We start from the raw sequence: 26,032 nt of genomic DNA, 5'->3' as shown, positions 1-26,032 counted from the left end.
GGTCAGTTTGCGAAGGCGCGGGCAATGGCGGTGAAGCCCGGGCCGGCCAGTACGATGAGCAGGGCCGGAAACAGAAACAGCATCATGACCACCGACATCTTCGCGGACATTTTCGAGATGTATTCCTGCAGCCGGGTCAGGCGTCGGTCATCGAGTAATTGCTTGAGCGCCAGCAGTGATTTCATCGCGCCGCCGCCCTGGTGGATCAGTTGCTGGAGGATCACGCAGGTGTCGGTGAATTCGTCCACCGCGAGCATCACCGCCGTCTTGTTCAGCTCCTGCCCCAGCTCCAGACCCGAGTCGACGCGGCTGAGGATCAGGCGCAGTTCGCTGGTCAGCTCCGGCAGCAGTTTCTGCGCTTCGACGCTGAGCACGCGCAGCGCTTGTTCCACGGCCATGCCGGATTCGAAGAGGATGCGCAGCAGCGGTATGAACGTGGAAATTTCCACTGCGATGGTTTTCTGTCGGCGGGCGGCGGCGTAGGCGAGCAGGCGTTTGGGCAGTAGATAGCCGCCGCCCGCAGCGAACATCGGCGCCATCCAGCGGTGACTGGTCTGCGGGAAAAACACTTCCTGCAAAAAGATCGCCAGCCCCAGAGCGAGCAGCGGCGTGCCGATCTGGCAGGCGGCGAAGAGCGCGCGTTCGTTGGCGCGGCGCCAGCCGAGCCGGCAGAGCAGGGTCTGGGTTTCGCTGTCGATGCTCACCGAGCCCCGGCCGAAACGGCTGTTGCCCAGCGCGCGCAGCCAGTGGCCGAAACGGTTCTCCCGGACCAATTGACCGTGCAAGCGCTGATGCACCTGTCGCACGCGGCGGCGCTCGGTGAGCAGGTGATTGCCCAGCAATAACAGCGAACCGAGGAGCAACAGCAACGCCGCGAGCCAGACCATCTCAAACGCTCCGCAACATGCGCCACAGCGCCAGACTGCCCAACACCTGCAACACGGCGGCGCTGAGCAGCATGGTCTGGCCGCTTTCGTCGTGCCACATGCCGAGCATGTAGCCGGGGTTGGTCAGCATGAAATAGCTCACCAGAATCAGCGGCAGCAAACCCAAAACCCAAGCAGTCATGCGAGTTTCCCCGGTCAGCGCGCGCAACTGCCGCGCGCCCTGGTCGCGCTCGCGGATCAGTTTGATCAGGTTCTCCAGCAGCTCACTGGCGTTGCCGCCGTAGCGGTGGTTGACCTTCAGGCCGAGGGCGAACATACGCAGTTCGTCCTGCTCGTAGAGTTCGGCAAAATCGCTGACGGCGTCAGGCAAGTTCACCCCCAGTTGCACGTTGCGCTGTACCCGGCCCATGGCCGCTTTCAAAGGGGCTTCACTGGCTTCGATGGCGCCCAGGACTGCATCGCTGAGGGTGCGCCCGGACTTGAGGCTGCGCACGGTGTGGTCAAGCAGTTGCGGCAGTTGTTCGATCATGCGACGGATCCGTTGCCGGTAGCGAATGGCGATGTACAACCGCAACGCCACGGGCGGGACGAGCAACATGATCAGCAAACCAACCCAGCTCCCGAGCAGAAATCCCAGGCCCATGGCCGCCGCCCACAGGCTCAGCCACAGGCCGAAACGCTCGCTCGGCCGACCCAGTCCAGCACGTAAAAACATCCGTTCCAGTCCCACCCACCTGGTCTGCTCGACGGCCAGCTGCGGTTGTCCGGCGGCGAGTCGATTGAGGACTTTTTCCTTCGCGGTCTTGCGCAGCCCTTGCAGGAACAGATAGATCGACAGCCCCAGCAGCATCAGGCAAATGGCGATGAGAATGATCGGTCCCAGCATCTGCGTGCTCCTCGCCGTCAGCCCAGGTGAGCGTCGTGGCGCAGCTTGTCGCCGGCCGGGTTGACCGCTTCGCGGACAAAGCCGAACCCCGTGCGGCGGTCGAGGCGGAACAGGGTGTTGGTGACGTAGACGTCCTCGCGAATGCCGACCACTTCTACCACTTCACTGACGCAGCGCCGGCCATCGGGCATGCGTGTCAGTTGAATGATCACGTCGAGGGCGGCGCAGATCATCTGACGCAAGGTGCGTTCGGCAATCGAGCGTCCGGTCAGGCCGACCAGAGTCTCCAGGCGCAGCAACGCGTCCTGGGCGTTGTTGGCGTGCACGGTGCTCATCGAACCGTCGTGACCGGTGTTCATCGCGGTGAGCACGTCGACCACTTCGACGCCTCGGATCTCGCCGAGGATGATCCGGTCAGGACGCATGCGCAGGGCGTTGCGAATCAGGTCGCTGGCCTTGACCTCGCCATGCCCCTCAGCGTTGGGCGGACGGGTTTCCAGACGCACCACATGCGGATGGCCGAGTTGCAGTTCGGCGACGTCTTCGATGGTCACCAGCCGTTCGTGCGGGTTGATCAACTGGCTGAGGATGTTCAGCAGCGTGGTCTTGCCGGTGCCGGTGCCGCCGCTGATCAGGATGTTGCAGCGCTTGCCCACGGCGTTCTGCAGGAATTCGAAAATCGCCAGATCGATGGTCTGCATCGCCATCAGGTCGGTGCTCTTGAGCATGTCCTTGCGGAACTTGCGGATCGACAGGCACGGGCCGTCGAGGGCAATCGGCGGGATGATCGCGTTGACCCGGCTGCCGTCCGGCAGGCGCGCATCGACCATCGGCGAGGACTCATCGAGGCGGCGCCCGAGCGGCGCAAGGATGCGTTGCATGACCCGCTCGACGTGATGCGCATCGATAAAACGCAGATCGCTTTGATGCAATACGCCGTCGCGCTCGATGAACACCCGGTGCGGGCCGTTGACCAGAATTTCCGTCACCGACGGGTCGCGCAGCAGGACTTCCAGTGGGCCGAATCCGGTGAGTTCGTCGACGATTTCTTCGCCGAGGCGCTCCATTTCGTAGCGCGAGATCGCCAAGTGCAAACGCGCGATGTATTCGGCGACCTTGTCGGTGACGAACTGCGCCAGTTGCTGGCGCGAACCTTCCAGCAGGTTTTTCCCCGACTCCTCGATGGCGTCGATGATGTAGCGGTGCAGGACCAGTTTCAGGCCTTCGTGATCGCTGTTGCCGATCGCTCCGTGCGACGTTGCGCCAAAGAGTTTTTCTGCGCTCATGAGTGGCCTCGCAGACGGTCGAACCAGGTGACTTTCGGTTTGCTCAGGCCTTCGGAGCGTTTCGCCAAGCGCTCGCCGAGGGTGCGCAGGCTCTGGGTGAGTTTCTCCCTGGGCGCCAGTTCGAACAGGCTGACGCCCTGGTTTTTCGCGTTCAGGCGCACGTCGGGACTGAACGCCAGCACGGCGATGACTTCCAGATTGAAGGTCTTGCCCAAGGTCTCGGCATCCGGCGCGACGTTGCTCAGGTAGCGATCGATCAGCAAGCGCCCATGCTCGAGTTTCATGCCTTTCTCGCGCCACTGGTTGAGCACGGCGAGGTTGCGTCGGCAGTTGAGTATGTTCTGGTCGGTGTACCACAGCAGTTTGTCGCAATGGCTGACGAAGGTGCGCAATGCCTCACTGTCGGCCTGCCCGGTGAGGTTCACGACAATGTGCTGGAAGTGCTGGCGCAGGGCGCTGAGGAGCATGTACAGCTCGGCGGCGCTGGTGGTTTCCAGCGGTTCGTCAGTGTTGGCGTAGGCAAGAATGCGCAGGCCGTGGTCGGCGCTGGTGAATGCGCTGTCGATCAGCGTAGCGTCGAGCCGGCGCAGATGGCGCAGGGCGTCGCCGAAGTGAAATGAGCTCTCCAGCCCTAACAGCGCGAGGCTGTCGCCACGGGGCAGGCCAAGGTCGAGCAGCAAGGTTTGCTGGCCGCTCTTCTGCACCACCATGGCCATGTGATTGGCGAGCAAGGCACCGTCGGAACTGCTCTGCACGCCGTACATCACGGTAAGCCCGCCCAGCTGCGTGTTGGGAGTGACGGCGGGCAGGCGTTTGCCCAAGCGCCGCACCAGCCCGGCGACTTCGCTTGAACGTGAGCCATAGGCGACGAAATCCCGCGCGCCGGCGCGCATCGCATTGAGCACCAGTTGATTGTCCATGCCGTCGCCGAGGGCGACGATTGCCAGCATCGGCTTGGCTTCCAGCGCACCTTCGATCAGCGCACTTTGCGCCACGACATGCTCGCGATCGAGACCGACGAAGACCAGATTGGCGAACGTCACATCGACCAGTGCGAGCAGTTCGTCGAGGCTGCCGGCACCGGCGCTGACCACCTGGCCCAGTGGCGCGAGTGCGCTTTGCAGCCATTCCAGATCGGTGCTGTTGCGGGTGATGGCGAGGAAGGTCTGACTGAGATTCTGGCTCATTGCGATAACCCGCTGCGCTTGTCGAAGTTACCGTTCTCGAGGAAGAACATGCGATAGAAATTCGGGTCGTAATTGCGCAGCTTCTCTCCCGGCAACGACGGCAAACGCGCGTCCGCCGCCAATGGCTGGACCAGGTGCGGGGTGACGATCATCAGCAGTTCGCGCTCTTCGCGTTTGATTTGCGAACCCTTGAAAAACGCCCCGAGGATGGGAATGTCGCCCAGGCCTGGAAACTTGTTCACTTGCGAGCTGTTGGTGGTGCTGATCAAACCGCTGATGACGAAACTTTCGCCATCACCCAGCGACACGCTGGTGTCGGTGCGGCGGATGGTCAGCGCCGGAACGGTGGTGCCGGCGATGTTCACCGCGTTGGCGAAATCCAGTTCGCTGACCTCCGGGGCGACTTTCAAGGCGATGCGGTCGCGGCCGATGATGGTTGGCGTCAGGGTCAGGCGGATGCCGAATTCCTTGTACTCAATCGACACGCTGTCGCTGCCGGAACTGGGCACTGGAATCGGGATTTCTCCGCCGGCCAGGAAGCTCGCACTCTGCCCGTTCAACACCACCAGACTCGGCCGCGCCAGGGTGTAGGCGAAGCCGCTGGTTTCCAGGGCGTTGATGATCGCCATGGTCTTGCCGCCGACCCAGGAGAAATTGAACAGCGAGTTATCCACCGGCAAGCGCGGCTGCGGCACGCCGTCGATCGGTGGCAGCGTGCCGGGCGAACCGAACAGGAAATTGCCGCGCGTGCCGATCAGCGACGCCGTGGCTTCCTTGAGTTTGGTGCGGCTGACTTCGACGAAGCGGATGTCGGTCTGCACTTGCGACGGCAGGGTCGGATCGTCCGACGGCACGCTGCTGGTCAGCGCCGTGGTCGCCGCGCCCTGGACGAAGACCATGGCTTGCTGCGGCTGCGCCGAGCAGGCCGTCCAGACCATCAGGCTGGTCGCGCCGGGGCCGACGCCCGTGAGCAGAAAGGACGAACCGCCATTGGCATGCACGTCGGCAATTTTCGGATCGCCCACTGCCAGCCGAGTGATTGCCACCGGTGACTGCATATCCTGCTGGAAGCCTTCACCGATCTCGATCACCGAGGGCAGGCGCGGCAGTGCCGAGCAGTTGCCGACCGCCGCGACGGCGCTGTCCATCGTCAATCCCAACAACAGCAAGGCCCGGAGCGCCGGTTTCAATGTCGGTCTGAGTCGACTCTGCATGCACGTGAATCCTTGCGCAGTCATGGGGTTTGTTGGCTGATCTGGTTGCCGCGAATGATTTCCACCGCAGGCCTGGGCACCGCGCCGGCACTGGCGGTGGCAGGTGCTCGTTGGGCGCTGCCCAGGGCGAGTTGGGTGAACTGGAAAAGCTGACTGTTGGCGCGATCCAGGTGCGCGGGCGATTGCGCTTCGCCGGCCCAATATTTGGCCAGCCGCTGTTCTTCGCTGCTGCGCACCGCGAGACGCAAGGTGCCGACTTGAGTGGCGAGCATCAGGCGGCTGAGCAGTTGTTCCGGCACCGCCAGCACCGCAGTCCGCGCGGCGATGCGGCGTTGGTCCTGTTTGAGTTTTTCTTCGGCGCTGAGGCTGGGCGTCGCCGGTTGGCCGTCGTTGGTCAGGCCGTACTGATCGCCGACCCCGAGCACGCGCAGGGCCGGAACGGCGATCTGCGCCGACTGCTGCAGATTGCTCGCGTCCTCGCGCAGATACAGCAGCACATCGACGTAATCGCCTGGCAGCAATTGCCCGGCGCCACCGATCACTTCATCGACGGCCACGGTGAGCGCGCGCTCGTCGCGGCGAATCATCCGCGCCAGCGCGCCGCCGGCCTGGAAGCTTTCGTCATTCAGCCAGGTGCCAGCGCTGAGGTGGCGCCAAGGCGTGCGGCCGACTGCTTGTTCGATGCTGGTCAGGCTGCCCGCCGGTGCGCTGCGCAGTTTTTCCACGGTCACATCGGCGGCGGTCAACGGCGTGAACGGCGGCACATCGTGGAGCAGCACCACCACCGGTTGGCGGGTCTGGTCTTCGGCAATCGCGACAGTCTGTTCAATGCTGACCGCTGGGGCGACGGGCGCCTCGGCGACCGGGGCTGGCTGACGACTGAGCACCAGCCCCCAGTAACCGACAAAAACCGCGCCGAGCAACAGCAACGCGGCTAGGCCCATGGTGACGCGACTGTTCATGACGGCTCTCCCTTTCCTGCTGCACAACCGACTGCATTTGCTTGTGAAAGGCGTACTGATTCGGCAGCTATGAACATGCAACTATTTCGCTATTTCCAAGCTAGCTGATCCAAGCAAAAGCGCCATTAGTGACAGGCAAAATAACCGTACCAAAGTGTGAGTCTGGCCGGTTAACAGCCGGAAATGGCCGAGACACGTTGGGATTAATGCTTTGTGATTAATGCGTTCTTACAGTTGTTGGGCGGGGGTTTGTTGACAATGCTCAGGTGGCACGGTGGAACCTTGCCGCGGTGGTGATGTCGGCGCCAGAGGCGCGAAGGAGTGGACCTATGTTTCGTATGACTTTTGATTATGTGATCGCCAAGGCTCGCGCGTTTGCCCGCAGTGAAGAGGGTGCTTCGGCGATCGAGTATGCGATTGTGGTGGCGATGGTGGCTGTGGTGGTCGTGGCGTTCATTACGCCGATTGGAGATCGGATCCTGGCGATATTCAACAGCATTTTGAATGCACTTCCGGCGGCACCGGCACCGGCTCCGACCCCTTAAGCACCCTTCGATTTTTATGAACTCTGCACCTGGCTGATATCGCACTACACTGGATTAATCCTTCAGCATTCAGGTATTGCCTATGAACGCGTCTTCGCCTAACCGCCAACAGTTGCTTCTGGTTGACGATGAAGAAGACGCGTTGCTGGAGTTGGCGGAGTTGCTGGAGGGGGAGGGGTTTGTCTGTCATACCGCGACGTCGGTGAAGTTGGCGTTGCATCTGTTGACCCGGCATCCGGATATTGCTTTGGTGATTACTGATCTGCGTATGCCCGAGGAGTCGGGCATGTCGCTGATCAGGCGGTTGCGTGAGCATACGTCGCGGGCGCATTTGCCGGTGATTGTGATGTCGGGGCATGCGGATATGGAGGATGTCAGCGATATGTTGCGGTTGCAGGTGCTGGATCTGTTTCGCAAGCCGATTTATCACGTTCGGTTGTTGGAGACTCTCGATAATCTTTTTCCCAAGCCTAAGGTTCAGGGTGGGTGAACTCGGCGGCCTTTGGGCCGACCGTGTTGGTGGGGTTTTGGGTGAATATCCGTTGCTTCGGGTGCTGCGGCTGGCGGTTTCGCCTGACGGCGACTTACTTTTTACAAGCGCCTAAAAAAGTAAGCAAAAAACGCTAGCTCCTGCGTTCGGCCCTCGCAGGCTCGGGTTCCTTCGCTCCGGGACTGATCCGGGCGCAGCGGCTCCGGTTTGCTTCGCTGCACCTCCTTCCGCTGTGTCTGGCTGCGCCAGACGGTCGCTACGCTCCCACGCCCGGATCAATCCCTCCGCTCAGCCTTCCGACGTCGCCGGTGGATCAAGATCAAGAGCACTCGAGCTTGCGCTCATTGTTGAGTGGGGCGGCTTCGCCGCGGGCAGCTGCGCTGCTTTGCTTTTGCTTTTGCTTTTGTGGGAGCGAGCCTGCTCGCGAAAGCGCCCTGCCAGCCGACCTGTTTCTCACTGAACACCCACGATCAAAACTGTAGGAGTGAGCCTGCTCGCGATTGCGCCCTGCTAGCCGACCATTTTCTTCCTGATGTACATCAATCCTGTGGGAGCTGGCTTGCCAGCGAAGGCGGCCTGCCAGCCGACCTGTCTCTCACTGATGTACTCGATTCAAACTGTGGGAGCGAGCCTGCTCGCGAAGGCGCCCTGCCAGCCACCAGTCTCTCACTGAACACCCGCGATCAAAACTGTAGGAGTGAGCCTGCTCGCGATAGCGCCCTGCCAGCCAACCCATTCCTGCCTGATGTACATGAATCCTGTGGGAGCTGGCTTGCCAGCGAAGGCGGCCAGCCAACAACGCTCTGCCTGACTCACCACCTGCGCAATCAACCTCTAGCTCTTGTCACTCCGGCACAAGCCTGTCCAGTACGCGGTTGACCGCCAGTTCGCCCAGCATGATCACCTGTTGTATCCCCAACAGGGAGTTGCGCTGTGGTCCATCGATAAATCCGGCGAGGTCGCTGGCCATGATGCTCGCCGAGGCCAGTGATTCGCAGGCATGCACCAGCAGGGTTTCGTTGTCCGCAGCCGGGTCGACGATGAACAGGGTGCTGGGTTTGCGCGGTGCGGCGGGGTCTTTGATGAGGCGGGGGTTGAGGTAGTAATCGATGGCGCGGTCGGCGGCTTCCTTGAGTTTTTGCGCTTCGACGAGCGGGTCGGCGAAAGTCGGATCGGCAAGGGGTGGATCGGGCGTTATCTTTTTCACGGGCTCAGTCTCCTTGTGGAGTAAGGGCCGCAACCTCTCGCTGCTAAACGATAAGGGTGGCAGCTGGACGCAGGTTAGCAGACCGATGAGCCACGAAATCGGCGCGCCCGAGGGCGCCCTGCGCACAGCCGCCATCAAGCACAGGAATGTATTCCAGACTGATAGAACTGGTGCAACGTGGTATCGGCGAGCTGCTAAACCCGACCACTGATAAGCAGTGGCAGGCAAACGATAGAACCCGCGCCCCAGGCGCACAAGCCGGCGGATTCTGGCGTAGCCGTAGGCAATGGCGCAAGGATTTGTGGGCTGTTGCGAGGTAACGGGGCGTGTGTTTAAACGGCTGGTTTAAGCGCTGCGATAAATCGGTTGAATAGCCGAACGCTTTCGCGAGCAGGCTCGTTCACACAGGGACGGCGGTTGTACTCAGCAACCATGAACACCGCCGAATCTGTGGGAGCGAGCCTGCTCGCGAAGGCGGTGCGTCAGTCAAAAAATCCTGACTGACACACCGCTCGACCATCACAACTGATAACTGAAACTGATGCTGTACCGAGGCTTGCGATTGAACGTATCCAGTGCTTCATCCGACATCGCCTTCGCCACTTCCAGCGCCACGTTGTAATACTTGGCATCACCAAAGCGCAGCCCGACGGCGGTCGATGACAGGTTGTTGGCCTGCACCGGCAGTTGGTTGAACCAGCTGCGCGAGCGGTCGACAACTACGTAGGGTTGCAGGATGCGCACCCAGTTGCCGTCGCGGTTGAAGCTGTAGTTGACCTCGTAGGCCACGCCCCAACCCTTGTCGCCCGAGGCCTGGTCGTCGGGGTAGCCACGGCCGAAGTTCTGCCCGCCGAACACGGCGCGTTCGCTGTCGGGCAAGGTGTCGTCGCTCCAGTACAGCGCCGCCGAGAGCACGCCTTGCCAGTTGTCGAGGAACTTGTCGCTCTGCACGCCGGACAAGCGCACGCGGAAAAAATCCAGGTCGATGTCGTCGTAGTTGGTGTGTGCGCCGAGGCTGTCGAAGCCCTGGTAGACGCCGGCACTGAGGATGCGCAGTTGGCGGGCGTCGGCCTTGCGCCAGTCGCCTTCGAAAGCCAGGGCGCGGACATCGGTGCGCAGTTCGGTGCTGAAGGGAAAGTTGATGCCGTCGTAGCGCGTCTTGTCATCGACCGCATACAGACGTGAGCCGGCCGTCAGCAGCTCGTTGGCGGAGGCGATCAAGGGCGTGCTGAAGCCGATCGAGTAGCGATCGTTCTCGCGGTGGGTACTCAGGCGTCCGCCACCGCCGACCAGCACTTCGGTGTCCGGGTCGGCGCGGTAACGCGAGGCCGAGACGTTGAGTTGCGTGCCTTCGGTATCGAGGAATTGGCTGTAGTCGAGACGGTAGTAATGCTCTTTGTCGTCGCCCGGTGGGAACAGGCCGCTGAGGCTCAACTGTTCGCCCATCGAGGTCTGCGAATTGCTGCTGACACCGAGCAACGCCTGCGGGCCGTTGCGGTTGTCTTCGGTGGTGCTCAGGGTGCTGGTGAACGGTTTGCGACTGGCCTGGGCAACCAGGGTGGTCGCGCCATCGGTGGTGCCCGGTGGCGGCACTTGCGCTTGGATGGTCACGCCAGGAATACGGCTCATCAGCGTGGTGTAGCGCTCGAAGGTCTTGCGCGTCAGCGGGCGTTCGGCCTGGATTTTCGCGGCGAGTTTATCGAGCAGGCCTTTGACCCGACCGATGTCGCCCTGCATCTGGATATCGCGCACATAGCCCTCGACCAGCACCACGCGGGCCACGCCGTCATCGAAGTTCTGTTGCGGCAGGAACGCGTAGGACAACAGATAGCCGTCCTGCTGATAGCGACGGGTGATGTTGCGCGTGGCTTCGATCAGTTCGGCAAGGCTGGCCTGACGGCCGATCAGGGGCTTGTAGATTTCCGCGAGTTCGTTGAGCGGGTAGATCGTGCCGCCTTCGATCTGCACGGTCTTCAGGTTGACCTTGGTTTCCATCAGCAGTGGCTGCGCGGCGGTCGCACCCGGGTCCGGCACTTGCAGCGGCGCCGCGCTCGGGCGATAGGCGTCGGCGGGCAGGTTGGGAACGGGCAGGTTGCGGATGGTTTCGTTGCTGTTGAGAAAGCTGGGCAAGGTGTCGGCGAGGGCAGCGGAACTGAGGCTCAGGCACAGCAGGGATGCCAGTACGCGCATAGGACACTCCATGGTCAGAACACAGCACAGGGCAGATTTTTCCGTAGAAAAAAGGCGGAAGACTCGTGGGAATCTTCCGCCCTCAACCAAGCGTAGGCGCTGTAGGTAAGGCCGTCGAATCGGCCAGGTGCAATTCAGCGTTGAGTGCCGCTCAACGCGCCGGTCAGGCCACCGAGTACCCCGCCCAGACCACCGGTTGCCGTGCCGCCACCAGTGGCAGTGCCGCTGTTGACCAGACCACCGACCGCTGCCACGGTGCCGCCGACGTTGGTAACCAGACCGCCGACAGCAGTGGTGACCGGGTTGTTGGTGGCGGCAATCGCTCCGCCGAGATTGCCGACTGCGGCGCCCACCTGATTTGTAAGACCAGCGACCGGAGTGCCGAGACCGGTAGCGGCGCCGACCTGTTGAGTGACAGTGGTGACCGCGCTGGTGACCGGATTGAGTCCCGCACCGACAGCGGCGCCGACGCTGGCCAGCGGCGAGGTGGATGCAGTAATCGGTGTGCCCGAACCACCGAGTACGGTGTTGATCGAAGCAATCGTGTTGCCCAGCCCGCCAGCGCTGACGCCGCCGGCACTGACCACGCCGCTGGTGCTGCCGGCATTCAGACCGCTGCCGACGTTGACCACCGCACCACCGACAGTTTGCAGCAGACCGGTGCCGCCCAGCCCGCCACCGATGCCACCGATGCCGCCAGTACCCGAGCCAGTGCCATTGGACACCAGACCACCCGCTTTGCCGACCGCCGTGCCGGTGTTGCTCAGGGCGCCGCCGAGGGTGTTGGTCAGGGCATTGCCACTGCCTGCGTCGGTAACTTTGCCGCCAAGACTGTTCACCGTGCCGCCCACTTTCGAGATCACCCCTTTGAGCGGATCACCCAGACCGGTGGCATCGCCGAGTTTGTCGGTGGTGCTTTCGACCATGGCGATCACCGGCACCAGGCCGCTGCCGACCTTGTCGGTCAACTGGCTGGTCGGGCCGCTTGTCAGTGAGGTGTTGAGGGTGTCGCCAAGCATGGTGACTTTTTCGCCGATGCCATCGACCAGCGGCGCCACGCGGGTGACTACACCGCCAACGACAGGAACGCTGCGGGTCGCGGTGTTGAGTTTGACGCTGAGGTCCGACACGCCGTCGCCAACATCGGAAACCACGCCGCCAACCGAGGCCACGGTGGTGGTCAGGCCATTGGGGGCAGTGGCCAGTTTGCCGATGCCATCAGTGACGCCATCGCCCAAGGTGCTGACCACGTTGCCAGTGGTGTTGGCCACGCTTTGCACGATGCCGCCAGCGACCGGAACAGTGCTCAGCGAATCGCCGATCTGGCCGACGCCATCGCCGACACCGCTGACGGTTTTGCCGACATCCTGAACAAGTGTTGTGGTCACCAGCGAAGGTGCAGCGGGATTGGTCGGGTTGGTGGGATCGGTCGGGTCTGTCGGATTGGTTGGATTGGTCGGATCGGTGCCGCCGCCGGTTCCGCCAGTACCGCCAGTGCCACCGGTTCCACCAGTGCCTGCGGTATCGCCGCCGGTGCCACCTGTGCCACCTGTGCCACCAGTGCCGGCAGTATCGCCGCCGGTTCCGCCGCCCGCGCCACCGCTGCCATCGGTGCCCGCCGTGCCGTCCGCCGTCGAGCTGCCCGAACTGCTGCGATGGCCGCCACCGCCGCTGCTGCAGCCGACGAGGCCGACCGAAAGAATCAGTGCCAGCGCGATTGCCGATTTGGACCACATCACTTGAGTTTTCATGATTGAGATTCCTGCACCTGTTACAACGTTACGTTGCCTTCGATGGCTCGCCGATCTGTCGTCGGCGATGCCTCGTCCGTGGCTGTAATCTCAGTCGACGCCAGGTTTTTCACCATTCTCAAGTTGGTATTAACCCCTTTATATAAAGGGTCCGGCGCTATGCCGAAGGACTAATACCCCGGTAATAAACGGGCAAAAAAAGCCTTGAAATTCAAGGCTCGGTTTTTTGCAAAGCGGCGGGCAGGGCGCGGAAAAACTTAAGTGATATATACACAATTAACGGGTTTTTCCGCCCCGCCAGATCAGGCGATCGGTTGCCACTGACCGACCATATGTTCCAGGTCGCCGGCACCGATCAGACGCAACTCACCGCTGGATCCCGCGGCACTGGCCAGCAATGTCACTTCACTGGGCAGGCGCACCGGTTTGCGAAAGTGCACGGCGATTTCCAGGTTGGCTTTGGGCAGGTGATCGGAGAGTGCCGCCAGTGTCCGCGCCTTGTTCCACAGTCCGTGGGCGATCGCGGTGGGAAAACCGAACAGCTTGGCGCTCGCTGCACTCAGGTGAATCGGGTTGTAGTCGCCGGAGACTTTCGCATACTGGCGACCGATATCGGCCGGCGCAGTCCAACGCGTCACCTCAAGCAAATCCTGCGACGGCTGCCAGTCCTGTGCCAGCGCCTCGCCCTCGAGTTTCACCCCGCGACAGAGCATCCGGCTTTCGGCTTCCCACAGCGGCCCGAGCTGATCGTCGAGGGTGGTCAACAGATCGAACGTCGCGCCCTTGGCATGTGGTTGCAGGTTGTGCACGCGCACGCTGACTTGCGCGCGACTGATCGCGCCCATTGGCCGCAACACGCGGATGCGGTTGCTCAGGTGAATCAGCCCCAGCAGCGGGAAGGGAAAATCCCTGGCCGTGAGCAATTGCATCTGCAAGGCAAAGGCGAGGATGTGTGGATAGGTCGGCGGCAGCAGGCCGTCATCGACGAAACCGCAGACCTTGCGATAAGCCGCCAGCCGCTTGCCGTCGATATCAACCCAGCAACGCAGGCCGCTGTCGGGCAGTTGCGTACCGGTGATTTTGCGTCGCGTCGCCGCCCGCGAGTACAGCGCGGGCAGACTCGGTTCGCGATCCAGCGTGTGCCATTCGATGCTCATCTTTATGCCCCCAGAACACTTTGCCCACAGACCCGCAGCGCCTGCCCGGTGAACGCGCCCGTGCCCGGTTGCGCCAGCCACGCCACGGCTTCGGCGACGTCCTGCGGCAAGCCACCCTGGCCCAGCGAACTCATGCGCCGCCCGGCCTCGCGCAGGCCGAACGGAATGTGCGCGGTCATCTGGGTTTCGATAAAACCGGGGGCTACGGCGTTGATGCTGATGCCGCGTTCCAGCAGCGTTGGCGCCCATGCCTGGGCCAGACCGATCAGGCCAGCCTTGCTCGCTGCGTAGTTGGTCTGCCCGCGATTGCCGGCGATGCCGCTGATCGAGGCGAGCAGGACCACCCGTGCGTTGTCGCGCAGGGTGCCGCTGTCGAGCAGCGCCTTGGTCAGCACTTGCGGCGCGTTGAGATTGACGGCCAGCACCGCGTCCCAGAATTCCGGGGTCATGTTGGCCAAGGTTTTGTCGCGGGTGATGCCGGCGTTGTGCACGAGGATGTCGAGCCCGTCGGGCAGCTGTTCGATCAAGTGCGCGGCGGCGTCATCGGCGCAGATATCGAGGGTAATCGCACGGCCGCCGAGGCGCGCGGCGAGGGCCTCGAGGTCGGTCTTGGCCGGCGGTACGTCGAGGAGGATCACCTCAGCGCCATCACGGGCCAGGGTTTCGGCAATCGACGCGCCGATGCCGCGCGCAGCACCGGTGACCAGCGCCTTGCGCCCGGCCAGCGGTCGGGTCCAGTCGGTCACTGGCGTGGCGCACGCGGTCAGGCGAATCACCTGGCCGGAAACGAATGCACTTTTCGGCGAGAGGAAAAATCGCAGTGGGCCTTCCAATTGATCCTCGGCACCTTCGCCGACGTAGATCAACTGCAAGGTGCCACCGCCGCGCAGCTCTTTGGCCAGCGAGCGCGAGAAGCCTTCAAGTGCTCGCTGTGCGCTGGAGGCGAACGGATCACCCAAGGTTTCCGGCGCGCGGCCGAGAATCACCAGGTGCGCGCTATGGTCGAGGTTCTTCATCAATGGCTGAAAGAACTCGCGCAACTGCTTGAGCTGGTCGGTGTGTTGCAGAGCGCTGGCGTCGAACACCACCGCTTTGAGTTTCGGCCCGTGGCCGGGGATCCATGCAGTGGCCAGCGAGGGCTCGGTGCCGTAGCTGTAGATCGCGTCGGTCAAGCGATTGGCAAACACGCTGATCCGTTCGGCCAGCGGCCCGCCACCGATCAACAGGGCGCCCTCGATCGGCCGCAGACGCCCCGCCTGCCAGCGTTCCAGCCGCACCGGCGACGGCAGGCCCAAGGCCCCGACCAGACGATGGCCGAAGGATGAGTTGGCGAAGTCGATATAGCGGTCAGACATGGAACGCTCTCCAGAAGTTGGGGTTCAAAGTGTGGACTGTCTACGGCAATCAATCGTTCGATCGGCGCAATAAGGCCTACGCTGGTTTAGCAGAGTAGACCACTGACCCTGTGGGAGCGGGCTTGCCCGCGATGGCGGAGTGTCAGCCGCTGAAGGGTTGGGAGTGCCGCCCCCATCGCTGGCAAGCCAGCTCCCACAGGTTTCCATGTGAATCCGCAAATTCCACAGGAGTTATCCATGACCCAGCTGCGCCGCGTCGCGATCATCGGCGGTAACCGCATCCCTTTCGCCCGCTCCAACGGGCCGTACGCCACGGCCAGCAATCAGGCGATGCTCACCGCCGCGCTGGAAGGCCTGATCGAGCGCTACAACCTGCACGGCCAGCGCATTGGCGAGGTGGTGGCAGGCGCGGTGCTTAAATTGTCACGGGATATGAACCTGACCCGCGAATGCGTGCTCGGCTCGCGCTTGTCTCCGACGACACCGGCCTATGACATTCAGCAAGCCTGCGGCACCGGTCTGGAGGCGGCGTTGCTGGTGGCGAACAAGATCGCCCTCGGCCAGATCGACTGCGGCATTGCCGGCGGCGTCGACACCACCTCCGACGCGCCGATCAGCGTCAGCGAAGGCCTGCGCAGGATTCTTCTGCAGGCCAACCGCGCCAAGAGTACCGGCGACAAACTGAAAACCCTTTTGCAGTTGCGCCCCCAGCACCTGATCCCCGAATTCCCGCGCAACGGCGAGCCACGCACTGGCCTGTCGATGGGCGAGCACTGCGAACTGATGGCGCAGACCTGGAATATTCCCCGCGAAGAACAGGATCAACTGGCCCTCGAAAGCCACCACAAACTCGCCGCGTCCTACAGCGAAGGCTGGCACAACGATCTGATGACGCCTTTCCTCGGCCTGACCCGCGATAACAATCTGCGCCCGGACCTGACCCTGGAAAAACTCGCCGCGCTGAAACCGGCCTTCGAGAAAAGCGCCAAGGGCACGCTGACGGCGGGCAATTCCACGCCGCTCACCGATGGCGCTTCGGTGGTGTTGCTCGGCAGTGAAGAATGGGCCAGAGAGCGCGGCTTGCCGATCCTTGCTTATCTGCGCGACGGCGAAGCGGCGGCAGTGGATTTCGTCAACGGTGCCGAGGGCCTGCTGATGGCGCCGGTGTATGCCGTGCCACGCTTGCTGGCGCGCAACGGCCTGACCTTGCAGGATTTTGATTACTACGAAATTCACGAAGCCTTCGCCGCGCAAGTGCTGTGCACGCTCAAGGCCTGGGAAGATCCCGAATATTGCAAAACCCGCCTGGGGCTCGAGGCACCGCTGGGTTCGATTGATCGCAGTCGGCTCAATGTAAAAGGCAGTTCGCTGGCGGCGGGGCATCCGTTCGCCGCAACGGGCGGGCGCATTGTCGCGAATTTGGCCAAGCTGCTGGATGCGGCGGGCAAGGGGCGAGGGTTGATTTCGATCTGTGCGGCGGGCGGGCAGGGTGTCACCGCGATCATTGAACGCTGAAAAAGCCCCTCACCCTAACCCTCTCCCAAAGGGAGAGGGGACTGATCGGGGGATGCTTGAAATCGACGCCGACCTGAGCGCCCTTCACCGAATCCAGAGATGCGATTCAAACCAGAAGCGCTGCGGTCTGTCAGGTCGATGTATTACGGGAGACACCTCGGTCGGCCCCCTCTCCCTCTGGGAAAGGGCTGGGGTGAGGGCAACTGAAGTTCACCGACCATGTCAGATTCTGTCGCAAATGCCCTTGCCGACCGATACCAATCAATGCCACGGTCTCGGCTATGATTCGCCCGGGTCGCTGCGATTGATCCGGCACAGTGTGTGCATCCTCAAGGTTCACAGGTCGGCAACCCCTCCCCGTCGGGCGAGGATTGCCGTATAACGAGTGACATTCGCGTGTTTGGTAATAAAGGACCCACAATAAAAGCTGATGAAGACTCCAAAACGCATTGAACCCCTGATCGAGGACGGTCTGGTCGACGAAGTGCTGCGTCCACTGATGAGTGGCAAAGAGGCAGCTGTTTATGTAGTGCGCTGCGGCAATCAGTTACGTTGCGCCAAGGTCTACAAGGAGGCGAATAAACGCAGTTTCCGCCAGGCGGCCGAGTATCAGGAAGGCCGCAAGGTTCGTAACAGTCGTCAGGCGCGGGCCATGGCGAAGGGGTCCAAGTTCGGTCGCAAAGAGACCGAAGACGCCTGGCAGAACGCCGAAGTGGCGGCGCTGTTCCGTCTGGCCGGCGCCGGCGTGCGAGTGCCCAAACCCTATGACTTCCTCGACGGCGTGCTGTTGATGGAACTGGTGGCTGACGAATTCGGCGACGCTGCGCCGCGTCTGAACGATGTGGTGCTGGAGCCTGATCAGGCGCGCGAGTATCACGCGTTCCTGATTTCGCAGATCGTGCTGATGTTGTGTACCGGTCTGGTGCACGGTGACCTCTCCGAGTTCAACGTGCTGCTGACCCCGACCGGTCCGGTGATTATTGACCTGCCCCAGGCAGTCGACGCTGCGGGCAACAACCACGCGTTCAGCATGCTAGAGCGTGACGTTGGCAACATGGCTTCGTACTTCGGTCGCTTCGCGCCGGAATTGAAGAAGACCAAATATGCCAAGGAAATGTGGGCGTTGTACGAAGCCGGCACCTTGCACCCGAACAGTGTGCTGACCGGCGAGTTCGACGATCCGGAGGACCTGGCGGATGTCGGCGGGGTGCTGCGCGAAATCGAAGCGGCGCGCCTCGACGAGGAACGCAAGCAGGCCATTCGCGCGGCGGACGACGCGCCGAAAGGCAAACCCGAAGAACCGCCTCCACCGCCGTGGATGCAGTGATCGCGTGATGAAAAACCCGGCTTCGGCCGGGTTTTTTGTTTGAGTCAAAAAGCACCCTCACCCCAGCCCTCTCCCGGAGGGAGAGGGGGCCGACCGAGGTGTCTTTAGCCATACATCGACCTGAAAAAACCGAGTCGATCATGGATTCAACGGAAAACGTTCAGGTCGGTGTATTTCCCAAATATCCCCCAATCGGTCCCTCTCCCGGAGGGAGAGGGGCCGACCGAGGTGTCTTTAGCCATACATCGACCTGAAAAAACCGAGTCGATTATGGATTCAAAGAAAAACGTTCAGGTCGGTGTATTTCCCAAATATCCCCCAATCGGTCCCTCTCCCGGAGGGAGAGGGGCCGACCGAGGTGTCTTTAGCCATACATCGACCTGAAAAAACCGAGTCGATTATGGATTCAACGGAAAACGTTCAGGTCGGTGTATTTCCCAAATATCCCCCAATCGGTCCCCTCTCCCTTTGGGAGAGGGCTAGGGTGAGGGGGCTTTCGGATCCTGGCTTATTCGCGTCTACTGTCCAGCGCTCCAACCACACTCAAGGACTGAATGTGACCACCCCACGCAACACCCACCTGATCGTAACCGCCCGGCTGATCTCCGATTTCGGCGCCTTCCTCAACATGGTCGCGCTGTCCACCTACGTTTACCTGTTAAGCAACAGCGCCATGAGCGTCGGGATTTTCCTTGCCAGCCGCGTCGGTGGCGGAATTTTTGCCAGCCTGATCGGCACACGCTTCTACCGACGCTGGCAGGGCCGCGCGCCGCTGATTGCTTTCGATCTGTTGCGTGCGGCGCTGCTGGGGCTGCTGTTGATCACACCGGCGAGTCAGCAGGCGTGGCTGTTGCCGTTGATTGCCTTCGGCCTCGGCCTGGGCAATTCGATGTTCGCCATCGGCCTCAACAGCCAGTTGCCGCGTTTGATCGCGCCGGCGCAGCTGCTCAAGGCCAATGCCTGGATCGCCTCAGCCTCTTCAGCCGCCATGGTCGGCGGCAGTCTGGTGTCGGGGTTGCTGGTGGCTGCTTTCGGTTTTGAAACGGTCTTCGCCCTAAACGCGCTGACCTATTTGCTCGCGGCGCTGCTGATCGTGCCGCTGCGTTTCGAAAAAACGATGTCATCGAACAGCCGGAGCGCGGTGAATGGTTTGCGCTACGGCAGGGCCTGCGTTCGGCGCCAGTGGTCGCGGCCATGCTCGCGGTGACCATGGCCGACACCTTGGGCAGCGCTGCGCATAACGTCGGCTTCCCGATCATTTCGAAACTGCTCACGCCGGAGGCGGCGAGTACGACCTTGGGCCTGGCGCTTGCGGTATGGGCCAGCGGCAAACTGCTCGGCGCACGCATCGCCAGTCACCTCAAGGGCTCGGAGAACAGCCACCTCGAAAGAAGATTTTTCTGCGGCGTGGCGCTGATGTCGTGCGGTTTCATTCTGATGTTCCAGCAGCACAGCCTCTACGGTCTGCTGCTGTTCGCCTTGCCGGCGGGGCTTGGCGACGGGGTTTCCGAAGTCAGCCTGATGTCACGTTTGCAACGGGAACCTGCGGCGTTACGCCTGCCGATTTTCAGCGTGCTGACCTTGCTGCAGATGAGCGGTTTCGGTATCGGCATGCTGGTCGCTGCGCCGTTCTATGCGTGGTGGACGCCGGGGGCCGTGGTCATGCTGTTCCACGGCATTCCCCTGGGTACGTTGTGCGTGGTGACGCTGTTGCGGATCAGGCGCGGGCGGGTTGCGCGCAGCAGCCCGACGCCAGTTCCTTGAGAATCGGGCAGTCCGGGCGATGGTCGCCGCTGCAATGCTCGACCAGGTCCTGCAGGGTGTCGCGCAACTCGCCGAGCTCGCGGATCTTCTGGTTCAGCTCGTCGATGTGCTGGCGCGCCAGTGCTTTCACATCGGCGCTGGCACGCTGGCGATCCTGCCAGAGGGTCAGCAGCTTGCCGACCTCCTCCAGGGAAAAGCCCAGATCCCGCGAGCGCTTGATGAACGCCAGCGTGTGCAGGTCATCGCTGCCGTACACGCGGTAGCCGCTGTCGGTGCGATTGGCCGCTTTGAGCAAACCGATCGACTCGTAGTAACGAATCATTTTTGCACTCAGGCCACTTTGTCGGGCCGCTTGGCCGATGTTCATCGGTGTTCCTCCAGGTCCTTGGGTTTCCAGGTTTTCAACAGTAGCGCATTGCTCACCACGCTGACGCTCGACAGCGCCATCGCCGCGCCGGCCAGCACCGGATTGAGGAAGCCGAACACCGCCAGCGGAATGCCGATCAGGTTGTAGACAAAGGCCCAGAACAGGTTCTGGCGAATCTTCGCATAGGTCTTGCGACTGATCTCCAGCGCTGCCGGCACCAGTCGCGGATCGCCGCGCATCAACGTGATGCCGGCCGCGTGCATGGCGACGTCGGTGCCGCCGCCCATGGCGATGCCGATGTCTGCGGCGGCGAGGGCCGGGGCATCGTTGATACCGTCGCCGACCATGGCGACCACGCCGGTTTTCTTCAGCTCGGCCACCGTCGCGGCTTTGTCGGCAGGCAGCACTTCGGCGTGAACATTGCGGATGCCCAAGGCCTCGGCCACCACCCGTGCGCTGCCGCGATTGTCGCCGGTCAGCAGGTGACTCTGGATATCCCGCGCGGCGAGTTGTTGCACCGCTTGCAGTGCGCCGGGTTTCAGCGTGTCACCGAAGGCGAACAGGCCCAGCACCTTCGGCTCAGGACTTTGTTCGATCAGCCACGACAGTGTCCGACCTTCGCGTTCCCACGCTTCGGCGGATGTGCTCAATTCACCGGCATTCAAGGCGCTTTCGTCGAGCATCCGCCGGTTGCCCAGCGCCAGGCGCCGGCCATCCAGCGTGCCGGCAATGCCGCGTCCGGTCAGCGACTGGCTGTCGCTGACGTCGGGCACGTTCAAGCTGCGTTCGGCGGCGGCATCCAGCACCGCTTTGGCCAACGGATGCTCGCTGCCGCGCTGCAAGGCACCGGCCAGTGTCAGCAGATTGTTTTCGTCGCCATCGACCGCGCTGAAGTGCGCGATACGCGGCGTACCCGAGGTCAGCGTGCCGGTCTTGTCGAACACCACACTGCTGACTTCATGGGCGCGCTCCAGCGCTTCGGCGTCCTTGATCAGAATGCCGTGGCGTGCGGCGACGCCGGTGCCGGCCATGATCGCCGTCGGGGTGGCGAGGCCGAGGGCGCACGGGCAGGCAATGACCAGCACGGCGACGGCATTGATCACCGCGGTTTCCAGCGGTGCGCCGTACAGCCACCAGCCGATCAGCGTAGCCAGGGCGATCAGCAACACGGTCGGCACGAAGATCTGGCTGACCTTGTCCACCAGTTTCTGGATCGGCGCTTTCGCCGCTTGCGCGTCTTCGACCAGACGAATGATCCGCGCCAGCACGGTTTCCGCGCCGAGCGCCTGGGTGCGCACCAGCAAACGACCTTCGCCATTGATCGCGCCGCCGGTGACCTTGTCGCCCGGCTGTTTCGGCACTGGCAGGCTTTCGCCACTGATCAGCGCTTCGTCGGCGTGGCTCTGGCCTTCAACGACTTCGCCATCCACCGGGAAGCGTTCGCCGGGTTTGACCAGCACCAGATCGTCGAGGCGCAGGGCGCTGATCGCAACGTCCTGCTCACGCCCGTCGATGACTTGAATCGCCCGCTCCGGCCGCAACGCTTCAAGAGCGCGGATGGCGCTGGCGGTCTGGCGTTTGGCGCGGCTTTCGAGATATTTGCCGAGCAACACCAAAGCGATGACCACCGCCGAGGCCTCGAAATACAGATGCGGCATGCGTCCGGCGGCGCTGGCCCATTCATAGACACTCAGGCCATAACCGGCGCTGGTGCCGAGGGCGACGAGCAGGTCCATGTTGCCGGCACCGGCGCGCACGGCTTTCCACGCCGCAACATAAAAGCGTGCGCCGAAGATGAATTGCACCGGTGTGGCGAGGGCGAATTGCGCCCAGGCCGGGAGCATCCAATGAATGCCGAACGGCTGCAGCAACATCGGCAACACCAGCGGCAGAGCGAGGGCGATCGCGCAGATCAATGCCCAGCGCTCGCGATGCAGGCGTTTTTGCTGGTCATCGGACTGTGGCCGTTCAGCTTGCCAGACGCTGGCCGAGTAACCGGCCTTGCTCACCGCGTCGAGCAGGGTTTGCGTATCGACCTGGCCGAGTAATTCGATGTGCGCACGTTCGTTGGCCAGATTGACGCTGACGCTGCTCACGCTTGGGACTTTGCTCAGGGCACGTTCGACGCGACCGACGCAGGACGCGCAGGTCATGCCGTCGATGCTCAATTCGACGGTTTGCCGGGGCACGCTGTAACCGGCGCGCTCCACGGCTTGCATCAGCGCCGGCAGGCTGTCGCCGGGCGCCTGCACCCGGGCCTGTTCGGTGGCGAGGTTGACACTGACGGCACTGGCGCCGCTGACCTTGCGCAGCGCCCGCTCGACACGCCCGGCGCAACTGGCACAGGTCATGCCGGCAATCGGCAGATCGAAAGTGGTGGATTCGGACATCGGTCGCGCTCCCTGTAGTGGATGTCTACAGGATCAACCTTGCCATGCGGGCAAGGTCAAGCACCATTCTTGTGGGAGCGAGCCTGCTCGCGAATGCGGTGCATCATTCAGCAATCATGTTGGCTGACCCGGCGCTTTCGCGAGCAGGCTCGCTCCCACAGGTCGAGGCGGTTGCTCAATAACCGAGGCCAGCCGGCTTGAGGTACACGCCTTCGGCATTCATCGCCAGGCGGAACTTCAGCACATCCCCGGCATGCAGCACGACTTCCTGCGAGCCCGGTGCGAGCATCCCGGGATTACAACCCGGCGCCTGGCCCGGCAGCAGTTTCAAGCGCAGCGAAACCTTGCCCGGCGGCAAGTTGAACGACGTGCTCTGCTCCTGGAACAGGCGCGCCGAGAGCTGATCCTGGATGTACACGCCGATCTCGCACGAGGTCGCCACTTCGAGGCGCTCGCGGGAAATGATCAGTACCGCGTAATCCTCGCCGGCGGCTTGCACCTGCGGGACGGCGGCGAAAAGGCTGAGCAAGCCAAACAGGCCCAAAGCTGACCAGCGCATGGCTGAATCTCCTGAATTCCAGTCATTGATGCATGCAGCTTGGCCGAGCGCGGCGCCGAATGCCAGCCCGGCAGTTTTTCGCAGAACTTGACCTTGCCATCGTGGCAAGCTCGAGACTGCCGGCAACCTCACTCAAAGGAGTCTTCCCATGCAAGTGTTCAACGTTCAAGGCATGTCCTGCGGTCATTGCGTCAAAGCCATTACTTCTGCGGTGCAGGCGCTGGATCCGGCAGCCAGCGTGCGCGTCGATCTGGCGGCCAAGGAAGTCGGCGTCGAAAGTGCGCTGAGTGCCGATCAGGTCATCGAAGCGATCCGCGAAGAGGGTTAAGAGGTGAAGCTCGTCTGAAATTGATCGTTAGCGAGCTATCGGAATGTTCAAGGCGTCCGGGCGCGGCTAGACTGTCGGGCTGCGACTTGCCCACCTGGATGCCTGATGAATTTCCGCACGATTTTGATACTCGGCGCCTTGAGCGCCTTCGGTCCTTTGGCGATCGACTTCTATTTGCCTGCCTTCCCGGCCATGGCGCTGGCGTTCGGCACCGATGAGCAGCATGTCCAGCTGACGCTGGCGGCGTACTTCCTCGGTCTGTCGCTGGGCCAACTGGCTTACGGACCGATTTCCGATCGTTTCGGCCGGCGACTTCCGCTGCTCAGCGGCGTTGCTCTGTTCACTCTGGCGTCATTGGCCTGCGCCTACGCGCCGAGCCTGGAATGGCTGATCGGCGCGCGTTTCGTCCAGGCACTCGGTGGCTGTGCGGGGATGGTGATTTCCCGCGCGGTGGTTGCCGACAAGTGCGACGCGGTGGGCTCGGCGAAGGTGTTTTCCCAATTGATGCTGGTGATGGGCCTGGCGCCGATTCTGGCGCCGATGCTCGGTGGGCTGCTGGTCAATACCACGGGTTGGCAGTCGATCTTTCTGGTGCTCACCGGGTTCAGTGCGGCGGCGGGTCTGGCGGTGGCGTTGGGGCTGCCGGAAAGCATGCCGGCCCACGTGCCGCGCCAGCCGTTGTCCGGTGCGTTGCGCCAGTACGCGCGACTGGTCAAGGATTCGGTCTACCTCGGCCACGCCCTGACCGGCGGCATCGCGATCGCCGGCATGTTCGCCTACATCGCTGGCTCACCGTTTGTGTTCATCAAGCTCTACGGTGTACCCGCCGAGCATTTTGGCTGGCTGTTCGGCACCAACGCGGCGGGGTTCATTCTGGTGGCGCAGGTCAATGCGCGTCTGCTGGCCAAGCGTGGCCCGGCGTTCTTGCTGGTGCGCGCGGTGTGGGTGTATTTCCTCGCCGGGCTGACGCTGTTGGCGGTCAGCGCGATGCGTCCAGAGGCGTTGTGGCCGTTGCTGATTCCGCTGTTCATCTGCATTGCCAGCCTCGGCTGCATCATTCCCAACGCCTCAGCTTGCGCAATGAACGGTCAGGGCGCCCGTGCCGGCAGTGCATCGGCAATGCTCGGTTGCCTGCAATTCAGCATCGCCGCCGGTGCCGCCGCGTTGGTGGGGGTGTTGCACGATGGCAGCGCCGTGCCGATGGCGATGGTCATCAGCCTGTGCGGTTTGCTGGTGGTGAGCGTCGCGCTGCTCACCCGGCGTTTGCAGAATGCCCGGGCGTTGGCGCAAGCCCAGGTCTGAACGCTCGACTTTGGAGCTCAGCCGGCGGCGCGCTGCTGGCTGGGTTCGGGGATTCGGTGGGGCGCGCAGAGTCGCGCTTCGAGGGTGCGAGTGAAGGCCAGAGCCTCGGCTTCACTGCGAAAGGTTACGACGTGCTGGTCCAGGCGCACCTGCCATTGAGACTTTGCCACTTCTTTTATCAGGATCTTCATTGCTGACCTCCCTTGCGTAAAAGATGTATCGCAGAGGCTTCGATTGTAGACCTCGATACCCGCGTAATTGTGACAAGGGTCAAGCAACCGACTGACGGCAAAAGCCCCGCAACCGCTCTGGCATCACGAGCGGTTGCGAGGCTTTATTTTTTAGAAACCTTCTAAAACAATTTTCCCCTTGGCCTTGCCGCTTTCCAGCAGCTCATGGGCGCGTCGCAGGTTGGCTGCATTGATCACGCCGAAGTGCTCGCCCAAAGTTGTCTTCAAAGTGCCGGCGTCGATCAGTTCGGCGACGCGGTTGAGCAGCTTGTGCTGTTCGATCATGTCCGGCGTTTCGAACAGCGAGCGGGTGTACATGAACTCCCAGTGCAGCGACAGGCTCTTGCGCTTGAGCAGGCTGATGTCGAGGGACTTCGGATCGTCGATCAGCGCCAGCTTGCCTTGCGGCGCGAGGGCTTCGACCAGTTGCGCCAGATGCTGATCGGTCTGGGTCAGGCTGGCGACGTGGGTCACGCTGGCGATGCCGGCGCGCTTCAATTCTTCGCTCAGTGGCTGGCTGTGATCGATGACCAGATCGGCACCGAGTTCGCTGACCCAGTCACGGGTCTGTGGGCGGGAAGCGGTGCCGATCACTTTCAGGCCGGTCAACTGCTTGGCCAATTGGGTAAGGATCGAGCCCACTCCGCCCGCCGCGCCAACGATCAGCAGGCTCTGACCCTCATCATTGCTGCCCTCGCTGATTTGCAGGCGCTCGAAGAGCAATTCCCACGCAGTGATGGCGGTCAGCGGTAGCGCGGCGGCTTCGGCGAAACCGAGGGACTTGGGCATGTGACCGACGATGCGCTCATCGACCACGTGCAACTCGCTGTTGCCACCGGCCCGGGCGATCGAACCGGCGTAGAACACCTTGTCACCGGCCTTGAACAGGGTGACTTCGCTGCCGACCGCCTTGACCACACCGGCAACGTCCCAGCCCAGCACTTTCGCCGCGCCGTTTTCCGGCGCCATGTTCTGCCGCACTTTGGTGTCGACCGGGTTGACCGAAATGGCTTTGACCTCCACCAAGAGGTCGCGCGGGCCGGCGACCGGCTCTGGCAGTTCAATGTCCTGCAGGGACTTGGCGTCGCTGATCGGCAGGGAAGCGTAATAGGCAATGGCTTTCATAAATGGCT

The 26,032-nt window shown here is 62.5% G+C and carries 22 protein-coding genes and 1 pseudogene; 7 read left to right on the top strand and 16 right to left on the bottom strand.

Features of this window, described 5'->3' with window-relative positions:
• Nucleotides 1-2: 2 nt before the first annotated feature.
• Genes ACZZ0K_RS20675 through cpaB form a run of 6 tightly spaced genes read right to left on the bottom strand, consistent with a single transcriptional unit; the run spans nucleotide 3 to nucleotide 6,422 of the window.
• On the bottom strand, nucleotides 3-887 hold the full coding sequence (locus ACZZ0K_RS20675) for a type II secretion system F family protein (RefSeq protein WP_252885264.1): 885 nt from the start codon (nucleotides 885-887) through the stop codon (nucleotides 3-5).
• A 1-nt stretch (nucleotide 888) separates the two neighbouring features.
• Entirely contained in the window at nucleotides 889-1,773 is an 885-nt protein-coding gene (locus tag ACZZ0K_RS20670; protein WP_252885265.1) for a type II secretion system F family protein, read from the bottom strand.
• A gap of 17 nt (nucleotides 1,774-1,790) precedes the next feature.
• Nucleotides 1,791-3,059, bottom strand: coding sequence for a CpaF family protein (locus ACZZ0K_RS20665; RefSeq protein WP_041480648.1), 1,269 nt, complete (start codon nucleotides 3,057-3,059; stop codon nucleotides 1,791-1,793).
• Nucleotides 3,056-4,246, bottom strand: a complete 1,191-nt coding sequence (locus ACZZ0K_RS20660) for a pilus assembly protein (protein WP_252885266.1) — start codon at nucleotides 4,244-4,246, stop codon at nucleotides 3,056-3,058. Before ACZZ0K_RS20660 ends, ACZZ0K_RS20665 begins: the two co-directional genes overlap by 4 nt.
• The gene (locus ACZZ0K_RS20655; RefSeq protein ID WP_252885267.1) at nucleotides 4,243-5,460 is read right to left on the bottom strand and encodes a type II and III secretion system protein family protein; all 1,218 of its coding nucleotides are present in this window, start codon (nucleotides 5,458-5,460) and stop codon (nucleotides 4,243-4,245) included. Before ACZZ0K_RS20655 ends, ACZZ0K_RS20660 begins: the two co-directional genes overlap by 4 nt.
• A gap of 20 nt (nucleotides 5,461-5,480) precedes the next feature.
• Nucleotides 5,481-6,422 carry a Flp pilus assembly protein CpaB gene (gene cpaB, locus ACZZ0K_RS20650; RefSeq protein WP_252885268.1) on the bottom strand — a complete coding sequence of 314 codons (942 nt, stop codon included), beginning with the start codon at nucleotides 6,420-6,422 and terminating at the stop codon, nucleotides 5,481-5,483.
• A 338-nt stretch (nucleotides 6,423-6,760) separates the two neighbouring features.
• Here cpaB and ACZZ0K_RS20645 point away from each other — a divergent pair, with 338 nt between their 5' ends.
• Both ACZZ0K_RS20645 and ACZZ0K_RS20640 read left to right on the top strand, forming a co-directional pair.
• A complete protein-coding gene (locus ACZZ0K_RS20645) occupies nucleotides 6,761-6,967 on the top strand; it encodes a Flp family type IVb pilin (protein ID WP_122748111.1) in 207 nt (68 codons plus the stop codon).
• A gap of 82 nt (nucleotides 6,968-7,049) precedes the next feature.
• Complete coding sequence (locus ACZZ0K_RS20640) at nucleotides 7,050-7,457, top strand: response regulator (protein WP_252885269.1); 408 nt, start codon at nucleotides 7,050-7,052, stop codon at nucleotides 7,455-7,457.
• 844 nt (nucleotides 7,458-8,301) lie between these two features.
• Here ACZZ0K_RS20640 and ACZZ0K_RS20635 read toward each other — a convergent pair.
• The 5 genes from ACZZ0K_RS20635 to ACZZ0K_RS20615 all read right to left on the bottom strand — a co-directional run bounded on the left by ACZZ0K_RS20635 (nucleotide 8,302) and on the right by ACZZ0K_RS20615 (nucleotide 15,117).
• Nucleotides 8,302-8,664: a DUF6124 family protein gene (locus ACZZ0K_RS20635; RefSeq protein WP_016771835.1), complete on the bottom strand. Its 363-nt coding sequence runs from the start codon at nucleotides 8,662-8,664 to the stop codon at nucleotides 8,302-8,304.
• Nucleotides 8,665-9,183: 519 nt separating this feature from the next.
• Complete coding sequence (locus ACZZ0K_RS20630; protein WP_056787743.1) at nucleotides 9,184-10,854, bottom strand: ShlB/FhaC/HecB family hemolysin secretion/activation protein; 1,671 nt, start codon at nucleotides 10,852-10,854, stop codon at nucleotides 9,184-9,186.
• 134 nt (nucleotides 10,855-10,988) lie between these two features.
• Nucleotides 10,989-12,605: a collagen-like triple helix repeat-containing protein gene (locus ACZZ0K_RS20625; RefSeq protein ID WP_463559296.1), complete on the bottom strand. Its 1,617-nt coding sequence runs from the start codon at nucleotides 12,603-12,605 to the stop codon at nucleotides 10,989-10,991.
• Nucleotides 12,606-12,907: 302 nt separating this feature from the next.
• Nucleotides 12,908-13,762: a MaoC family dehydratase gene (locus ACZZ0K_RS20620; protein ID WP_252877383.1), complete on the bottom strand. Its 855-nt coding sequence runs from the start codon at nucleotides 13,760-13,762 to the stop codon at nucleotides 12,908-12,910.
• 2 nt (nucleotides 13,763-13,764) lie between these two features.
• Nucleotides 13,765-15,117 carry a 3-oxoacyl-ACP reductase gene (locus ACZZ0K_RS20615; protein WP_252879379.1) on the bottom strand — a complete coding sequence of 451 codons (1,353 nt, stop codon included), beginning with the start codon at nucleotides 15,115-15,117 and terminating at the stop codon, nucleotides 13,765-13,767.
• A 237-nt stretch (nucleotides 15,118-15,354) separates the two neighbouring features.
• Here ACZZ0K_RS20615 and ACZZ0K_RS20610 point away from each other — a divergent pair, with 237 nt between their 5' ends.
• From ACZZ0K_RS20610 to ACZZ0K_RS20600, 3 genes and pseudogenes are all read left to right on the top strand, one after another.
• Nucleotides 15,355-16,632, top strand: a complete 1,278-nt coding sequence (locus ACZZ0K_RS20610; protein ID WP_252883128.1) for an acetyl-CoA C-acetyltransferase — start codon at nucleotides 15,355-15,357, stop codon at nucleotides 16,630-16,632.
• 430 nt (nucleotides 16,633-17,062) lie between these two features.
• The gene (locus ACZZ0K_RS20605) at nucleotides 17,063-17,959 is read left to right on the top strand and encodes a PA4780 family RIO1-like protein kinase (protein ID WP_016771829.1); all 897 of its coding nucleotides are present in this window, start codon (nucleotides 17,063-17,065) and stop codon (nucleotides 17,957-17,959) included.
• Nucleotides 17,960-18,515: 556 nt separating this feature from the next.
• Nucleotides 18,516-19,723: pseudogene (locus tag ACZZ0K_RS20600) on the top strand (MFS transporter).
• On the opposite strand, the gene cueR reads toward ACZZ0K_RS20600, so the two are convergent.
• From cueR to ACZZ0K_RS20585, 3 genes are all read right to left on the bottom strand, one after another.
• On the bottom strand, nucleotides 19,677-20,090 hold the full coding sequence (gene cueR / locus ACZZ0K_RS20595; protein WP_016771827.1) for a Cu(I)-responsive transcriptional regulator: 414 nt from the start codon (nucleotides 20,088-20,090) through the stop codon (nucleotides 19,677-19,679). The pseudogene ACZZ0K_RS20600 and the gene cueR sit on opposite strands and share 47 nt — an antisense overlap.
• Nucleotides 20,087-22,480 (bottom strand): copper resistance metal-translocating P1-type ATPase CueA, encoded by a 2,394-nt coding sequence (gene cueA, locus ACZZ0K_RS20590; RefSeq protein WP_463559295.1) that lies wholly within the window; start codon nucleotides 22,478-22,480, stop codon nucleotides 20,087-20,089. The genes cueR and cueA overlap by 4 nt, the downstream gene beginning before the upstream one ends.
• Before the next feature lie 175 nt (nucleotides 22,481-22,655).
• Nucleotides 22,656-23,039 carry a hypothetical protein gene (locus tag ACZZ0K_RS20585; protein ID WP_024011458.1) on the bottom strand — a complete coding sequence of 128 codons (384 nt, stop codon included), beginning with the start codon at nucleotides 23,037-23,039 and terminating at the stop codon, nucleotides 22,656-22,658.
• A 148-nt stretch (nucleotides 23,040-23,187) separates the two neighbouring features.
• Here ACZZ0K_RS20585 and ACZZ0K_RS20580 point away from each other — a divergent pair, with 148 nt between their 5' ends.
• The gene (locus ACZZ0K_RS20580; protein WP_463559294.1) at nucleotides 23,188-23,367 is read left to right on the top strand and encodes a cation transporter; all 180 of its coding nucleotides are present in this window, start codon (nucleotides 23,188-23,190) and stop codon (nucleotides 23,365-23,367) included.
• A 105-nt stretch (nucleotides 23,368-23,472) separates the two neighbouring features.
• Nucleotides 23,473-24,669, top strand: a complete 1,197-nt coding sequence (locus ACZZ0K_RS20575) for a multidrug effflux MFS transporter (RefSeq protein WP_024011460.1) — start codon at nucleotides 23,473-23,475, stop codon at nucleotides 24,667-24,669.
• Nucleotides 24,670-24,686: 17 nt separating this feature from the next.
• Here ACZZ0K_RS20575 and ACZZ0K_RS20570 read toward each other — a convergent pair whose 3' ends face one another.
• Both ACZZ0K_RS20570 and ACZZ0K_RS20565 read right to left on the bottom strand, forming a co-directional pair.
• Nucleotides 24,687-24,860, bottom strand: coding sequence for a hypothetical protein (locus ACZZ0K_RS20570; protein ID WP_016771823.1), 174 nt, complete (start codon nucleotides 24,858-24,860; stop codon nucleotides 24,687-24,689).
• A 150-nt stretch (nucleotides 24,861-25,010) separates the two neighbouring features.
• Entirely contained in the window at nucleotides 25,011-26,024 is a 1,014-nt protein-coding gene (locus ACZZ0K_RS20565; protein WP_256811723.1) for a zinc-binding alcohol dehydrogenase family protein, read from the bottom strand.
• Between the last annotated feature and the right edge of the window lie 8 nt (nucleotides 26,025-26,032).

This window comes from Pseudomonas sp. AC255 (genome assembly GCF_979258175.1).
This window is presented reverse-complemented; position numbering and strand designations above follow the sequence as displayed.

What these genes read in the sequence shown, in the direction of transcription:
- ACZZ0K_RS20585 (WP_024011458.1), bottom strand. Translation starts at nt 23,039, where the DNA reads ATGCGCTGGTCAGCTTTGGGCCTGTTTGGCTTGCTCAGCCTTTTCGCC.
- ACZZ0K_RS20655 (WP_252885267.1), bottom strand. Translation starts at nt 5,460, where the DNA reads ATGCAGAGTCGACTCAGACCGACATTGAAACCGGCGCTCCGGGCCTTG.
- ACZZ0K_RS20660 (WP_252885266.1), bottom strand. Translation starts at nt 4,246, where the DNA reads ATGAGCCAGAATCTCAGTCAGACCTTCCTCGCCATCACCCGCAACAGC.
- ACZZ0K_RS20630 (WP_056787743.1), bottom strand. Translation starts at nt 10,854, where the DNA reads ATGCGCGTACTGGCATCCCTGCTGTGCCTGAGCCTCAGTTCCGCTGCC.
- ACZZ0K_RS20640 (WP_252885269.1), top strand. Translation starts at nt 7,050, where the DNA reads ATGAACGCGTCTTCGCCTAACCGCCAACAGTTGCTTCTGGTTGACGAT.
- ACZZ0K_RS20575 (WP_024011460.1), top strand. Translation starts at nt 23,473, where the DNA reads ATGAATTTCCGCACGATTTTGATACTCGGCGCCTTGAGCGCCTTCGGT.
- ACZZ0K_RS20675 (WP_252885264.1), bottom strand. Translation starts at nt 887, where the DNA reads ATGGTCTGGCTCGCGGCGTTGCTGTTGCTCCTCGGTTCGCTGTTATTG.
- ACZZ0K_RS20565 (WP_256811723.1), bottom strand. Translation starts at nt 26,024, where the DNA reads ATGAAAGCCATTGCCTATTACGCTTCCCTGCCGATCAGCGACGCCAAG.
- ACZZ0K_RS20670 (WP_252885265.1), bottom strand. Translation starts at nt 1,773, where the DNA reads ATGCTGGGACCGATCATTCTCATCGCCATTTGCCTGATGCTGCTGGGG.
- ACZZ0K_RS20625 (WP_463559296.1), bottom strand. Translation starts at nt 12,605, where the DNA reads ATGAAAACTCAAGTGATGTGGTCCAAATCGGCAATCGCGCTGGCACTG.
- cueA (WP_463559295.1), bottom strand. Translation starts at nt 22,480, where the DNA reads ATGTCCGAATCCACCACTTTCGATCTGCCGATTGCCGGCATGACCTGT.
- ACZZ0K_RS20665 (WP_041480648.1), bottom strand. Translation starts at nt 3,059, where the DNA reads ATGAGCGCAGAAAAACTCTTTGGCGCAACGTCGCACGGAGCGATCGGC.
- ACZZ0K_RS20605 (WP_016771829.1), top strand. Translation starts at nt 17,063, where the DNA reads ATGAAGACTCCAAAACGCATTGAACCCCTGATCGAGGACGGTCTGGTC.
- cpaB (WP_252885268.1), bottom strand. Translation starts at nt 6,422, where the DNA reads ATGAACAGTCGCGTCACCATGGGCCTAGCCGCGTTGCTGTTGCTCGGC.
- ACZZ0K_RS20610 (WP_252883128.1), top strand. Translation starts at nt 15,355, where the DNA reads ATGACCCAGCTGCGCCGCGTCGCGATCATCGGCGGTAACCGCATCCCT.
- ACZZ0K_RS20570 (WP_016771823.1), bottom strand. Translation starts at nt 24,860, where the DNA reads ATGAAGATCCTGATAAAAGAAGTGGCAAAGTCTCAATGGCAGGTGCGC.
- ACZZ0K_RS20615 (WP_252879379.1), bottom strand. Translation starts at nt 15,117, where the DNA reads ATGTCTGACCGCTATATCGACTTCGCCAACTCATCCTTCGGCCATCGT.
- ACZZ0K_RS20645 (WP_122748111.1), top strand. Translation starts at nt 6,761, where the DNA reads ATGACTTTTGATTATGTGATCGCCAAGGCTCGCGCGTTTGCCCGCAGT.
- ACZZ0K_RS20580 (WP_463559294.1), top strand. Translation starts at nt 23,188, where the DNA reads ATGCAAGTGTTCAACGTTCAAGGCATGTCCTGCGGTCATTGCGTCAAA.
- ACZZ0K_RS20620 (WP_252877383.1), bottom strand. Translation starts at nt 13,762, where the DNA reads ATGAGCATCGAATGGCACACGCTGGATCGCGAACCGAGTCTGCCCGCG.
- cueR (WP_016771827.1), bottom strand. Translation starts at nt 20,090, where the DNA reads ATGAACATCGGCCAAGCGGCCCGACAAAGTGGCCTGAGTGCAAAAATG.